Source organism: Pantoea rodasii, from assembly GCF_002095465.1.
Taxonomy (GTDB): Bacteria; Pseudomonadota; Gammaproteobacteria; order Enterobacterales; family Enterobacteriaceae; genus Pantoea; species Pantoea rodasii.
In genome coordinates, this window is record NZ_MLFP01000086.1 from 438,097 (window position 1) to 451,179 (window position 13,083).

Annotated in this window: 11 protein-coding genes and 2 pseudogenes; 6 read left to right on the forward strand and 7 right to left on the reverse strand. The window is 54.6% G+C overall.

Going from position 1 to position 13,083, the window contains the following annotated elements:
- Positions 1 to 25: 25 nt before the first annotated feature.
- Together argS and HA45_RS28800 are read right to left on the reverse strand one after the other, a co-directional pair.
- Positions 26 to 1,756: an arginine--tRNA ligase gene (gene argS / locus HA45_RS25410; protein WP_100700757.1), complete on the reverse strand. Its 1,731-nt coding sequence runs from the start codon at positions 1,754 to 1,756 to the stop codon at positions 26 to 28.
- A gap of 167 nt (positions 1,757 to 1,923) precedes the next feature.
- Positions 1,924 to 2,046 carry a hypothetical protein gene (locus HA45_RS28800; RefSeq protein ID WP_007889544.1) on the reverse strand — a complete coding sequence of 41 codons (123 nt, stop codon included), beginning with the start codon at positions 2,044 to 2,046 and terminating at the stop codon, positions 1,924 to 1,926.
- Between the two features lie 319 nt (positions 2,047 to 2,365).
- On the opposite strand from HA45_RS28800, the gene HA45_RS25415 reads away from it, so the two are divergent.
- The gene (locus HA45_RS25415) at positions 2,366 to 2,920 is read left to right on the forward strand and encodes a VOC family protein (RefSeq protein ID WP_100700756.1); all 555 of its coding nucleotides are present in this window, start codon (positions 2,366 to 2,368) and stop codon (positions 2,918 to 2,920) included.
- Here the strand turns inward: HA45_RS25415 and HA45_RS25420 are convergent.
- Positions 2,917 to 4,056, reverse strand: a complete 1,140-nt coding sequence (locus tag HA45_RS25420) for a MalY/PatB family protein (RefSeq protein ID WP_100700755.1) — start codon at positions 4,054 to 4,056, stop codon at positions 2,917 to 2,919. The two genes, HA45_RS25415 and HA45_RS25420, sit on opposite strands and share 4 nt — an antisense overlap.
- Before the next feature lie 85 nt (positions 4,057 to 4,141).
- On the opposite strand from HA45_RS25420, the gene cutC reads away from it, so the two are divergent.
- Together cutC and HA45_RS25430 are read left to right on the forward strand one after the other, a co-directional pair.
- Positions 4,142 to 4,894: a copper homeostasis protein CutC gene (gene cutC, locus HA45_RS25425; protein ID WP_100700754.1), complete on the forward strand. Its 753-nt coding sequence runs from the start codon at positions 4,142 to 4,144 to the stop codon at positions 4,892 to 4,894.
- Between the two features lie 168 nt (positions 4,895 to 5,062).
- Positions 5,063 to 5,922 (forward strand): annotated as a pseudogene (locus HA45_RS25430) (hypothetical protein).
- 42 nt (positions 5,923 to 5,964) lie between these two features.
- On the opposite strand, the gene HA45_RS25435 reads toward HA45_RS25430, so the two are convergent.
- Entirely contained in the window at positions 5,965 to 7,062 is a 1,098-nt protein-coding gene (locus HA45_RS25435; RefSeq protein WP_100700752.1) for a glycerol dehydrogenase, read from the reverse strand.
- 175 nt (positions 7,063 to 7,237) lie between these two features.
- Here HA45_RS25435 and HA45_RS25440 point away from each other — a divergent pair, with 175 nt between their 5' ends.
- Positions 7,238 to 7,858 (forward strand): LysE family translocator, encoded by a 621-nt coding sequence (locus HA45_RS25440; RefSeq protein ID WP_100700751.1) that lies wholly within the window; start codon positions 7,238 to 7,240, stop codon positions 7,856 to 7,858.
- Between the two features lie 3 nt (positions 7,859 to 7,861).
- On the opposite strand, the gene cmoB is transcribed toward HA45_RS25440, so the two are convergent.
- The 3 genes and pseudogenes from cmoB to HA45_RS25455 all read right to left on the reverse strand — a co-directional run bounded on the left by cmoB (position 7,862) and on the right by HA45_RS25455 (position 10,453).
- On the reverse strand, positions 7,862 to 8,830 hold the full coding sequence (gene cmoB, locus HA45_RS25445) for a tRNA 5-methoxyuridine(34)/uridine 5-oxyacetic acid(34) synthase CmoB (protein WP_100700750.1): 969 nt from the start codon (positions 8,828 to 8,830) through the stop codon (positions 7,862 to 7,864).
- The gene (gene cmoA / locus HA45_RS25450) at positions 8,827 to 9,555 is read right to left on the reverse strand and encodes a carboxy-S-adenosyl-L-methionine synthase CmoA (protein ID WP_100700749.1); all 729 of its coding nucleotides are present in this window, start codon (positions 9,553 to 9,555) and stop codon (positions 8,827 to 8,829) included. Before cmoA ends, cmoB begins: the two co-directional genes overlap by 4 nt.
- 77 nt (positions 9,556 to 9,632) lie before the next feature.
- A pseudogene (locus HA45_RS25455) lies at positions 9,633 to 10,453 on the reverse strand (DUF72 domain-containing protein).
- Positions 10,454 to 10,686: 233 nt separating this feature from the next.
- Here HA45_RS25455 and aspS point away from each other — a divergent pair.
- Both aspS and nudB read left to right on the forward strand, forming a co-directional pair.
- On the forward strand, positions 10,687 to 12,468 hold the full coding sequence (aspS, locus tag HA45_RS25460) for an aspartate--tRNA ligase (protein WP_100700747.1): 1,782 nt from the start codon (positions 10,687 to 10,689) through the stop codon (positions 12,466 to 12,468).
- Positions 12,468 to 12,899 (forward strand): dihydroneopterin triphosphate diphosphatase, encoded by a 432-nt coding sequence (nudB, locus tag HA45_RS25465; protein ID WP_100700746.1) that lies wholly within the window; start codon positions 12,468 to 12,470, stop codon positions 12,897 to 12,899. The genes aspS and nudB overlap by 1 nt, the downstream gene beginning before the upstream one ends.
- The last annotated feature ends 184 nt before the right edge of the window (positions 12,900 to 13,083 follow it).

Here is a 13,083-nt window from a genome sequence, read left to right on the forward strand (position 1 = left end):
CCCGCCGCAGCGGGTTTTTTGTTATTTACATACGTTCGACGGTTTTAATGCCCAGCGTATCAAGGCCTTGCTTCAAGGTCTTGGCGGTGAGCGCCGCCAGCTGCAGGCGGCTGTTGCGCACCTGAGCGTCCTCAGCGGAGAGGATTGGGCAGTGTTCGTAGAAGCCAGAGAACAGGCCTGCCAGATCGTACAGGTAAGCACACATCACATGCGGCGTACCATCACGCGCAACCTGCGTGATCACTTCCTCAAACTGCAGCAGACGAGTGGCTAACTGTGCTTCACGTTCTTCTGTCAGCACGATGTCACCGCTCAGGCTCTCAGCATCAATACCGGCTTTACGGAATACGGACAACACGCGCGTGTAGGCATACTGCATGTAAGGCGCGGTGTTGCCTTCAAACGCCAGCATGTTATCCCAGTCGAAGATGTAATCGGTGGTGCGGCTTTTTGACAGGTCAGCGTATTTCACGGCGCCGATACCGACCACTTCCGCCAGATCTTTCAGTTCCTGCGCTGACATCTCTGGGTTCTTCTCACTGACCAACGCATGTGCACGCTCAACGGCTTCATCCAGCAGGTCAGCCAGTTTAATGGTGCCGCCGCTGCGGGTTTTGAACGGGCGGCCATCTTTGCCTAACATCATGCCAAAGGCGTGATGCTCTAAAGGCACAGATTCCGGCACATAGCCCGCTTTGCGCACGATGGTCCACGCCTGTTGCAAATGCTGATGCTGGCGCGAATCGATGTAATAAAGCACACGGTCAGCATGCAGCGTTTCATAGCGATATTTGGCGCAGGCAATATCCGTGGTGGTGTAGAGATAGCCGCCATCCTTCTTCTGGATGATCACGCCCATCGCTTCGCCTTCCTTGTTTTTAAACTCATCAAGGAACACCACGGTCGCGCCTTCGCTGGTCACCGCGAGGCCTTTTTCACGCAGATCGCTGACGATGCCTGGCAGCATGTCGTTGTACAAGCTTTCACCCATCACATCTTTGCGGCTCAGCGTCACGTTCAGGCGGTCATACACTTCCTGATTCTGGCTCATGGTGATATCAACCAGCTTTTTCCACATAGCACGGCAGTATTCATCGCCGCCTTGCAGCTTCACCACGTATCCACGCGCGCGCTCGGCAAAGGCTTCGTCGGCGTCATAATTGACTTTGGCTGCGCGGTAGAACTCTTCCAGATCGGCCAGCGCGATATCTTCGTGATGCTCGTTCTGCTGCTTTTCCAGATAGGCAATCAGCATACCGAACTGCGTACCCCAATCACCGACGTGGTTGGCGCGGATTACCTTGTGACCCAGGAACTCTAGCGTGCGCACAGCGGCATCACCGATAATGGTGGAACGCACGTGACCCACATGCATCTGCTTCGCGACGTTCGGCGCGGAGTAATCGATGACAATAGTTTGTGGGGCGAGACTGCTCACGCCTAAACGTGGCAGCTGCAGTGCCTGAGCGGTTTGCGCCGCCAGCCAGTGGCGATCGAGAAAGATATTGATGAAGCCGGGACCGGCGATTTCTACTTTGCTGGCGATGCCGTCGAGATCAAGATGCTGGATCACTTGCTCAGCCAGCTGGCGCGGTGCCTGACCAAGCTTTTTCGCTACAGCCATGATACCGTTCGCCTGGTAATCGCCGAACTGCACCTTGGCCGACTGACGAACCTGAGGTTCGCAATCCGCTGGCGCGCCCGCCGCTACCATTGCCTGACCGACTTTATCGGAAAGAAGAGCCTGAATATTCACCGCGTTACCTTCATATGCTGAAAAGGCCCGCCACTGGCGGCGAGCCGATGTCTTCATCCCGCAACTGCGCGGCGGGACGGAAAAATAAGAGGGGAAGTATACGTGAAATGTTAAGGTGCGTCAGCTTTTCGCAGCGCAATAGCGGGAGGCATCAGCCCGCGCGCCGATTAACGGCGGCGCGGGTGACGACGAGGATTTTTGACGCTTTTGTCTTCACGCACCTTCCAGTGGCGGGAAATTGCAAATCCCATCAATGCAATCAGGACCGCGACAACAATGAGCATAGACATATAGCCATTCCTTGTAGTTGTGAAATACAAATTTATAAGAAAGGGTATCAAGCTGCAATTGTTTGCAACTGAAATAAGATTTATCTCATTGTATTAATTATCGTTAACAATAACAGTGGTTTAACCCACTTTCATAAAGTAACTTCTGGACCTGTTTACGCGATTAATCCTAAAGAGATGGGCTATTTATGCGGTTTCAGGCATTTTCCATGATGAAATCGGAGGAATCCGACGATATTGTCAAGCGGATTCGACGGCGCTGCGGTTTTTAAATTGATTAAAATAACTGAACTGATATTGACGTTTTAGGAGTAAAGGGATGGATTTTCCTTCAGAACTGAGTGATTTAGAACAAGACCTGGCTCGTTTTGAGCAGGCATTACAGCAATTTGCTGAACGATTAGGGCTGCGCTTGTCTGAACATGAAGCCGATCACGTGGCCGTTCGCTGTCACCAGTTTGTGACAGCTGAGCGCTGGAAAGCCGGTTTACTGCAAATCGGAAGCCAGTTTTCGGAAGCGACCATCAATGGCCGCCCGATCTGTTTGTTCAAACTGCATCAGCCGTTAGTGCTGGCCGGCTGGCACATTGAGGTGATTGAACTGCCCTGGCCGGGCGAGAAATTGTATCGCCATGAAGGCTGGGAGCATGTTGAGATTGTGCTGCGCGGGGAACCGGAAACATTGGGAATGCGCGCGATGGCATTGCTGTCAGATGATGCGCTGACGCAACCTGGCATTTCATTTAAAACCAGCGCGCCCAAAGGCGAGAATGAACGCCTGCCCAATCCGACACTGGCGGTGACGGATGGGCAAACGACTATCAAGTTTCATCCGTGGCGGCTGGAAGAGATCGTCGCCAGCGAGCAGGATTAGCGACGAGCTATTACCGCCTGCTGTAATCGCGTCACCGCCTGTTCCAGCGTGGCGCGCGTGCAGCCGAAGTTAAAGCGCACAAAGTTGTCATCGCCAAAATCGCGGCCGGGTGAGAAACCCAGGCCGTGCTTTTCGAAGTACAGCGCCGGACTGGCGACATCCAACTGGCTGGCATCAATCCAGCCGAGGTAGGTGGCTTCCGGCGTATTTATCTGCAACTCAGGTAGCGCATTGACCTGCGTCACCAGCCAGTCGCGATTGGCTCGCAGATAGCCGAGCTGAGCCGCCAGCCATTCGTCGCCTTCGCGCCATGCCGCTTCTGCGGCCACAAACGCCAGAATATCCACACCCGGTACGATCCCTTCGCGCACCTGCTTAAAACGTCTGCGCAATTCCGGGTTGGGAATAATGGCCATCGACGCGCCCAGTCCAGCGATATTGAACGTTTTCGACGGTGAAATGAGCGTGATGCTGCGCTGTGCGGCATCTTCACTCAATGCGGCGAACGGGATGTGGTGCGCGTCGGGTGACAAAATCAAATCACAGTGGATTTCATCCGAGCAGACAATCAGATCGTGTTGCTGAGCAAATGCCAGCTGGGCTTCCAGCTCCGCGCGACGGTACACGGTGCCGCCGGGATTTTGCGGGTTACACAGCATCAGTAATCTTTCGTTGCCCTGCATCAGGTCAGCATCAAGGTCAATGACCCAACGATCATCCTGCAGACGCAGTGGCAGATGGGTTTGTTCACGCTCGACCAGCTTTGCAGCGGCACGAAACGGCGGATAAATAGGAGTAGGCGCCACCGTGCGCTGTCCGGACTCGGTAAAAGCCCGGACCGAAAGGTTAAGGCCACTGACCACGCCGGGCAGCATGACAATACAGTCCGGCTGAATAGCCCAGTTGTAGCGCTGCGCTAAGCGAGAAACAGTGATATCAATCAATCCGCTGGGCGTTGCACCATAGCCAAACACTCCGTGATCGGCGCGTTTTTTAATGGCCTCAACAATGCACTCCGGCGAGCGAAAATCGGTGTCTGCCACCCATAAAGGCAGCACATCGCGATCGCCATATTTGTGCCATTTCAAACTATCGCTGTGACGACGGTCTATCCATTGATCAAAATCGAATGCCATAGTGAGCTTTCCACGTAAACTGTCCAACTAAGCAGACTAACTTAAGCCACTCTCCCGAGCCAGAAGTCATGAAAAGGAGCAAGGTATGACGAAACTGGAAATTTGTTGCTACGGCATCGACTGTGCGATAACTGCACAGCAGTCCGGTGCCGATCGCGTGGAACTGTGCAGTGCTCCGCGTGAAGGCGGGCTGACGCCGTCGGCTGGCGTGCTGGAAGCCGCACAACGTGAATTATCGATTCCGGTGCACCCGATTGTTCGTCCACGCGGCGGCGATTTTTGTTACACCGCCCAGGAATTTGAAGTGATGAAATCCGATGTTGCGCTGATGCGTGAGCTGGGCTTCCCCGGCGTGGTCATCGGGATGCTGGATGAAGATGCCCACGTCGATATCACGCGCATGCGGCAGATTATGGCGTTATGCGATGGCATGGCGGTCACCTTTCACCGCGCCTTTGATTTGTGCCATAGCCCCAAGCGTTCGCTGGAAGCGCTGGCGGATTTGGGCATCGCGCGCATTTTGACGTCCGGCCAGCAGCAAAGTGCTGAAACCGGAATTGCATTATTGCGGGAACTAAATGATGTGAGCACGGGTCCAATTATTATGGCCGGCGCTGGCGTGCGTTTAAGCAATTTGCAGAAGTTTATCGACAGTGGTCTGCAGGAAGTGCACAGCTCCGCCAGCCGTTTAGTCGCTTCGCCGATGCGCTACCGTAAAGCCGGTGTCTCCATGTGCTCCGAAGCGGAAACCGACGAATTCAGCCGCACCTGCGTTGATGGCGATGTGGTCGAAGCCATGAAAAGTATGATGGAAATGACCGCCGTCCGCGTTGCCTGAACGCACACCAGTTTTGCCGCGCAGCACGCCAAAACGTTGACGTGATGTTTGCAAGTACCAAACCCCAGCGAATTTGCTGGGGTTCTTTTTGTCCGTAGATCAGCCGTTAATAGCGCATTGTTAAAAAAGATGCTTTGATTAGTTTATGGCTTAGCGCGGATAACATTCATGAAATCCTACTCTTGTGCTGTTTTAGTGCTGCTATTCCCCTTCGCAAATGTTGCCCTCGCGGCGACAACGGCCTGCCCGCCCATGAGCAAAAACATCACCAGCAGCAACAACTGGATCATGCTGGGTGGGGATGCCAAAGGCGCGGTGCGTCAGGTAGTGGCGGGGGAATTCGGTAAAGATGTCGATTCGCAAAAACGTGTGCTGGAGCAATTTGATCAGTGCGGCGGTCTGATGGTGGCCGATATCACTTACGACAAAACGAAGGTAACGTGGTGCTGACCATGGAGCAGCACATCGCTCGCGTCCAGCGCGGTTGGGTGGCGGAATATGCCTATCTGGTGAAGGTGGTGAAAGCCGGCAACGAGCAAGTGGTGGATAATCGCCAGGGCACCATTAGCTGGCAAATAGGCCAGCACGGCAACATCATCAGCTCTTCCGATAAATTCACCAGCATGGGCAAGGACGGTTTTACTGATACCACGTACCGCTACGATAAACGTTTCCGGCTGGAAAAGAGCGTGGCACGCGGCAGTGATGTGTTAACCAATGGTGAAAATACCTGGCGCTGGAATCCTCAGGGGCTGGTGATTTCATCGTCTAATGCCCGCAGTAAGGATAACTACAGCTACGATGCACAATGGCGTGAATTGCGCCTCAATGGCTTCGCCACCACACCGGTGAGTACGCTGAGTTCAATTGATGAGTGTCAGTTGTGGGATGAAGTGGGTAACTGCACGCTGAGCTATTTGCATGAAACTGAAGTGTTCGCCAAAGGCACCATTGAGCGTCACCTGAGCTCGGCTTACAAATATCAGTATTGGGATCGGCCCCCGGGCATGGCGGATGATGGGGAATAACGATTTATCGAGGAGCGCACCGTGGTGCGCTGTCTGACGATATTACTTCACGGTTTTACTGAACGCATCCACCGCCACAATCGCATTGGCAATATCTTCCGGTGACAGATTCGGGTTGAGGTTCTTCAGCGTATCGCCCTCGCTGTTTGCCAGTGCACCAACGCGCACCAGATTCTCCCAGGATTCGTTCTCCAGATGCAGCTCTTTCAGCGTGGTCGGCATGTTAATCGAACGATAGAAGCGAATGTAACGTGCGATCTCTTCGTCCGGACGCTGCTCCAGCACCATCTGCGTCAGGGTGCCATACGCCACTTTCTCACCGTGCGTCAGATGATGAATTTCGCCATCGATGGCAGTGAAGCCGTTATGAATGGCATGCGCGCCCGCCAGACCGGCATTCTCGAAGCCCAGGCCTGAGAGCAGCGTATTCGCTTCAACTACCGCTTCTACCGCCGGCGTCACACGCTTTTCACTGACTGCGGTGTAAGCGCTGTAACCCCACGTCAGCAGTGTTTCTTCGCAGGCACGCGCGATGGCTGTACCGGCGATGGTGGGATCGCCATTCACCATGGATTTCGCGTGAGAGCGCAATACGGCCTGCGCTTCAACCCATGTCGCTAAGCCATCTGCAATGCCTGAGGCAAACAGACGCACCGGCGCGCTGGCGCATACGGCGGTATCCACCAGCACCAAATCAGGGTTTTTACTGTAGAAGCGGTAGCTTTCAAACACGCCCGTGTCTGAGTAGATCACTGACAAGGCGCTGCAGGGCGCATCGGTTGACGCAACGGTTGGCACAATCGCCACCGGCTGCTTAAGTTCATCGGCGATGGCTTTGACCGTATCCAGCGTTTTGCCGCCGCCAAGGCCCACTACCACGTTACTGCCTCGCGATTTTGCCAATTGCGTCAGACGGTTGATTTCATTGCTGGAAGCTTCACCGTTAAACGGCTCGCGGCTGAATTCAATGCCCGCCGCCTGCAACGTTTTCTGCGTGCGTTCACCAATCAGCTTCCAGACGATCTCATCCGCCACCAGAAACGCATGTTGTCCAAGTTCGGCAACGTAGGTGCCCAACTCATCCAATACGCCAGCACCCTGAACATACTTCCGTGGAGAAGAAAAAATGAATTTACTCATAGTGACAACTCCTTGATGTGAGAAAAGCCGTTGCCGATAAAGTGACACAGATAAATGACGGAGATTTAACCATTACTGGCAAGTTGAGAATTATTATCAATTGCTGACGGAAGGTAACTATCGTCAAGATGTTACGACAAGGTTAAGATAGCGGCGAACTGACAGGGAGCTGGCCATGACACTGATTTTCTCTTTTCTTTTTGCCATTACTATTCTGACGCTGACGCCAGGATTTGATACCGCGTTAGTGCTACGGTCCGCCGCCGCACAAGGCTGGAAGCGCGCCTCGGCCACCGCGTTGGGCGTCACCATGGGTTGTTTGGTATGGGGCGTAGCGGTGGGATTGGGCCTTGGTGCGCTGCTGCTGGCCTCTGAAATGGCGTACAACTTACTGAAATGGGTGGGTGCTGCCTATTTGCTCTATCTTGGCGTCAAACTATTGCTGAATCCCCGTACGCAGGCGGAAGAGGGACACAGCGTGCAAAGTAAAGAGCAGAGTTATTTCGCCTGCTTCTCGCGCGGCCTGTTCGGCAATCTGCTGAATCCCAAAGTCGGGGTGTTTTATGTCACTTTCCTGCCACAGTTTATTCCCGCCGGTGCGTCAGTGGCGCTGTGGTGCACCTTGATGGCGTTAACCCACATGCTGATTGGCTTAGTATGGAATGCGGTGCTGATTGGTGGCAGCCAGTACTTCGCGGCGCATCTGCGTCGTCCGGCAGTATTGAAAGTGATGGATCGTTTGACCGGGTGCGTGTTTATCGGTTTTGCCGCGAAGCTGGCGCTGTCGCGGCGATAGGTTTTACGGCTTGCGTGCCACGAGCACGGCGCGCAGCGGCGCGGGATAACCTTCAACGGTTTTGCTGCTGTCGTTGGGATCAAGGAACTCGGCCAGCGATTCGCTGGTCATCCAGCTGGTGCGGCGTTGTTCTTCCACCGACGTCACGGCGTAATCCGCAATGCGTACATCAACAAAACCACACTTCTCCAGCCAGCCTTTTAACGCGGCAGCAGACGGAATAAAGTAGACGTTGCGCATTTGGGCATAACGCTCACCCGGCACCAGCACGGCGTTTTCATCGCCTTCAATCACCAGCGTTTCCAGCACCAGCTCACCCTCGCTGACCAGCTGATTTTTCAACTGCAGCAAATGATCGAGCGGCGAGCGGCGGTGGTACAACACACCCATGGAAAACACGGTGTCGAACGCCTGTAATGCGGGCAGTTGTTCAATGCCGAGCGGCAGTAAATGTGCGCGACGATCGTCACCCAGCAGCTTACGCACCGCTTCGAACTGGCACAGGAAAAGCTGCATCGGATCGATACCCACGACCAGCTTCGCGCCTGCACCAATCATGCGCCACATGTGATAGCCGCTACCGCAGCCGACATCCAGCACTGTACGATGGGTTAACGGAGAAATGTGCGGCAGTACGCGATCCCATTTCCAGTCCGAGCGCCATTCAGTATCAATCCCGGTGCCGTAAAGGGAATAGGGGCCTTTGCGCCACGGCATTAAATTACGCAGCAGATTCTCAATCCCCAGACGTTGGCGATCGGTGAGGTCATCCACTTCGGCAGTGACGCTGTGCACCAAATCCAGCGTTTGCGGGGTCAGCAGCGGCAGATAATCCACCGACTTTTCCCAATCGCGAAATTTCCCGTGCAGATTTTCGCGCTGCCAGGCCGCCACTTGTGCGGGTAAGACTTCCAGCCAGCTCGCCAGCGGGCCGGTGGCAATTTGCTGATAAAAACGGCCAAAATCAATCATTTCAACGCTACCAAAGAACCAAAGTTAAAGCACTGGAACCACAATTCCGCGTGGGCAAATCCGGCGGTTTTCAACCGCGCTTTGTGCGCTTCTACGCTGTCAGTCAACATTACGTTTTCCAGCATGCTGCGTTTCTGGCTGATCTCCAGTTCGCTGTAGCCGTTGGCGCGCTTGAAATCGTGGTGCATGTTGAACAGCAGTTCACCGACTTCAGCATCTTCAAAACTGAATTTTTCTGACAGCACCAATGCACCGCCAGGATTCAATCCTTTGGCGATCTTTTTCAGCAATTCGAGACGCGCAGGGGGTTCAAGGAATTGCAGCGTAAAGTTCAGCACCACCATTGAAGCATTCTCGATGTGGATGTCCTGAATATCGGCTTCAACCACCTGCACCGGCGTATCGGCGCGGAACGCATCAATGTGACGACGGCAACGTTCAACCATCGCCGGAGAGTTATCCACGGCAATAATCTGGCAGCCCGGCACGTGAATGTTGCGACGAACGGAAAGCGTGGCGGCACCCAGCGAGCAGCCGAGATCGTAAACCTGGCTATTGGGCTGTACGAAGCGTTCTGCCAGCATGCCAATCATCGAAATGATGTTGGAATAACCCGGCACCGAGCGCTGAATCATATCGGGAAACACTTCAGCCACGCGCTCGTCAAAGGTCCAGTCACCCAGCTTATCGATGGGTGCGGAAAACAGCGTATCGCGGTCAGACATAATGAAAAGTCCGGAGAGAGGAATCGGAAAGGGCGCTATTCTGGCAGAAACTCATGCAGGCTGCACCCGCTTTGAGTTTAGAACAGACTGGATTGCTGCGGCCAGTCGGGCAGATTACGCAGTGACGGTTCAAGCTGCAGCAGTTGAGGCCACAGCGCCTGCAGCAGCGGAAACACCTCGCCCATATCCGGCGTATGGATAAACAGCATTGGATCGCTATCCGCCTGCCACTCTGCCAGCTTGCTGTGCCACGGCTGAAACAGCGGCACGCTTTCTTGCACGCTGTCGCTGCCGATAAAGCGCACCATCGGCTGTGAACCGCTGCGCACCGCATGTGGCGGCACGCGCGGCTTTTTGGCTCGCGCATCTACTGCGGCGGCGGTTTGCGAGGTGGATGCATGCACTGGACGGCTATCGAGGATCGCGCGATTCACGCCGCGCTCCAGCAAGCCGCGATTGAACGCACGCTCCGCTTCGCCCTTGGCAAAAACTGTTCGTGACGAACTTCAACGCCATAGCTGAAACCGCGCGGCAGGCTGTCGAGGAATCGCCACAAATCCTGTAGCTGAGCGGGTGAAAAGGTCGCTGGCAGTTGCAGCCAATACTGCCCAATGCGTTGGCTCAACGGATCGAGCAAACGGAAGAATTCATTCAGCAGTTCATCACAGTTTCGCAATGCGGCGGTGTGACTGATGCTTTTCGGAAATTTGAAGCAGAAGCGGAAATCATCATGCGTCATATCACGCCAGCGCAGCACCACTTCGGGCGAGGGCAGGGCATACAATGTGGTATTGCCCTCGACACAGTCAAACAGCTGAGCGTAATCGGCCAGCGTTTCCAGGCCATACTGTTTCCAGCGAGCATGTTGCCATTGCGGTAATCCGATGCGAAGTGTCAAACGCGTGCTCCTGAATCCTTTTGCGGGCGGGAAAGCGTCGGGTAATGTACCCTGTTTTGATGTCGGCAGGAAAACCGCGCGATAATCCACAATGTTTTGTCCGCTTTGATCTGGCTCTACTTATCCTGCCTGGGTTTTTCCATTATAATAGCCGCCTTTTTTGCGACAGCATCTCAGAAGGTTACGCGGCCTGATGTTGTCTTGCAGCAGCGGCGAAGTCAAAAGGATACGTTATGCGTACAGAATATTGCGGACAGCTCAATCTGTCTCACGTGGGTCAGCAAGTCACTCTTTGCGGTTGGGTTAATCGCCGTCGCGATCTGGGTAGCCTGATTTTTATCGATATGCGCGACCGTGAAGGCATCGCTCAGGTCTTCTTCGACGCCGATCGTCAGGAAGCTTTCCAGCTGGCCTCTGAGCTGCGTAACGAATTCTGTATCCAGATCACCGGCACTGTGCGTGCACGTGAAGAGAAAAACCGCAATAGCGATATGGCGACCGGCGATATCGAAGTGTTTGCCCATGAGCTGAACATCATCAACCGTGCTGAACCGCTGCCACTGGACTCCAACCAGATCAACAGCGAAGAAGCGCGTCTGACCTATCGCTATCTCGACCTGCGTCGTCCGGAAATGGCACAGCGTCTGAAAACCCGTGCGAAAATCACCAGCTTCGTGCGTCGCTTTATGGATAACGAGGGCTTCCTCGATATCGAAACCCCGATGCTGACCAAAGCCACGCCAGAAGGTGCGCGTGACTACCTGGTGCCAAGCCGTGTGCACAAAGGCAAATTCTACGCGTTGCCGCAGTCTCCACAGCTGTTCAAGCAGCTGCTGATGATGTCCGGCTTTGACCGCTACTATCAGATCGTGAAGTGCTTCCGTGATGAAGACTTGCGTGCTGATCGCCAGCCAGAATTCACCCAGATTGACGTCGAAACCTCTTTCATGAGCGCCGAACAGGTACGTGAAAAGATGGAGCGTCTGGTTCGTGAGCTGTGGATTGATGTTAAAGGTGTGGATCTCGGTGACTTCCCGCAGATGACCTTCGCTGAAGCGATGAATCGCTACGGTTCTGATAAGCCTGATCTGCGTAACCCGATGGAGCTGGTGGACGTGGCTGACCTGCTGAAAAGCGTGGAATTCCAGGTGTTTGCTGGCCCGGCTAACGATGCAAAAGGCCGCGTTGCCGCACTGCGTGTGCCAGGCGGTGCTGCACTGACGCGTAAGCAGATTGATGAATACGCCAAATTTGTTGAGATCTACGGCGCCAAAGGTCTGGCGTGGATGAAGATCAACGAACGTGCTAAAGGTTTTGACGGGGTTCAGAGCCCGGTCGCGAAATTCCTGACGCCGGAAATCGTGGAAGCGATTCTGAACCGCACCGCCGCACAAGATGGCGACCTGATCTTCTTCGGTGCCGATCGTGCCAAAGTGGTGTCGGATGCGCTGGGTGCACTGCGCCTGAAAGTGGGTCGCGACCTGAAAATTACCGACGACACCCTTTGGGCACCGTTGTGGGTCATCGACTTCCCGATGTTCGAAGCGGACGAAGAGGGCGGCCTGGCCGCAATGCACCACCCGTTCACCGCACCAAAAGAACTGACGGCAGAACAGTTGGCTGTTGACCCAACGCAGGCGGTGGCTAATGCCTACGATATGGTGATCAACGGTTACGAAGTGGGTGGCGGTTCAGTGCGTATCCATAACGGGAAAATGCAGCAGACCGTGTTTAGCATTCTCGGTATTACCGAGGAAGAGCAGCGCGAGAAGTTTGGCTTCCTGTTGGACGCATTGAAATACGGTACACCACCGCACGCGGGCCTGGCATTTGGTCTGGATCGTCTGACCATGCTGCTGACTGGCACCGACAACATCCGTGATGTTATCGCGTTCCCGAAAACCACCGCTGCAGCATGCCTGATGACCGAAGCACCCAGCGAAGCCAATCCGGCGGCGCTGCTGGATCTCGGTATTCTGGTGGCACCGAAGAAAGAAAAGTCAGAGAACAAGTAATGGGCTATAAACATCCGGTTTCTGTGCTGGTGGTGATTTTTGCGCGAGATACTGGCCGGGTGTTAATGCTGCAGCGACGTGACGACGAGAGCTTTTGGCAATCCGTGACTGGCAGCCTCGAAGCGGGTGAAAGCCCGCGTCAGGCTGCACAGCGTGAGGTGTCAGAAGAGTTGGGTATCGACGTTGTGGGTGAACAGTTGGTGTTGGATGATTGCCACAAACACATTGAGTTTGAAATCTTCCCACACTATCGCCACCGCTACGCACCCGGCACCTGCCACAACCGCGAACACTGGTTCCGGCTGGCACTTCCGCAAGAGCGCGACCTGCTGCTCACTGAGCATCTCGCCGCGCGCTGGCTCGAGCCCGCCGCTGCCGCAGCCCTGACTAAGTCCTGGAGTAACCGCCAGGCAATCGAAGAATTTACCTGAATGCCCGCCGCCGCGCGTTTTTCCGGCGACGAATCAGTTAGATTTCATATACTCTGCGCAGAGTTTCAACCCTGCGCCCTGATATTGAACAGTCGAGCGTTATCGGCGCAGCGAGGTCGGTTACCGCCAGCGCGCAGCAACCGGAGCGTACTTTTGTACGTGAGGATTGCGAGCACTGCCGGGA

Bases quoted from the DNA above. Each gene is read 5' to 3' on its own strand.
- HA45_RS28800 (WP_007889544.1), bottom strand. From the start codon at position 2,046: ATGTCTATGCTCATTGTTGTCGCGGTCCTGATTGCATTGATGGGATTT.
- HA45_RS25415 (WP_100700756.1), top strand. From the start codon at position 2,366: ATGGATTTTCCTTCAGAACTGAGTGATTTAGAACAAGACCTGGCTCGT.
- HA45_RS25420 (WP_100700755.1), bottom strand. From the start codon at position 4,056: ATGGCATTCGATTTTGATCAATGGATAGACCGTCGTCACAGCGATAGT.
- cutC (WP_100700754.1), top strand. From the start codon at position 4,142: ATGACGAAACTGGAAATTTGTTGCTACGGCATCGACTGTGCGATAACT.
- HA45_RS25435 (WP_100700752.1), bottom strand. From the start codon at position 7,062: ATGAGTAAATTCATTTTTTCTTCTCCACGGAAGTATGTTCAGGGTGCT.
- HA45_RS25440 (WP_100700751.1), top strand. From the start codon at position 7,238: ATGACACTGATTTTCTCTTTTCTTTTTGCCATTACTATTCTGACGCTG.
- cmoB (WP_100700750.1), bottom strand. From the start codon at position 8,830: ATGATTGATTTTGGCCGTTTTTATCAGCAAATTGCCACCGGCCCGCTG.
- cmoA (WP_100700749.1), bottom strand. From the start codon at position 9,555: ATGTCTGACCGCGATACGCTGTTTTCCGCACCCATCGATAAGCTGGGT.
- aspS (WP_100700747.1), top strand. From the start codon at position 10,687: ATGCGTACAGAATATTGCGGACAGCTCAATCTGTCTCACGTGGGTCAG.
- nudB (WP_100700746.1), top strand. From the start codon at position 12,468: ATGGGCTATAAACATCCGGTTTCTGTGCTGGTGGTGATTTTTGCGCGA.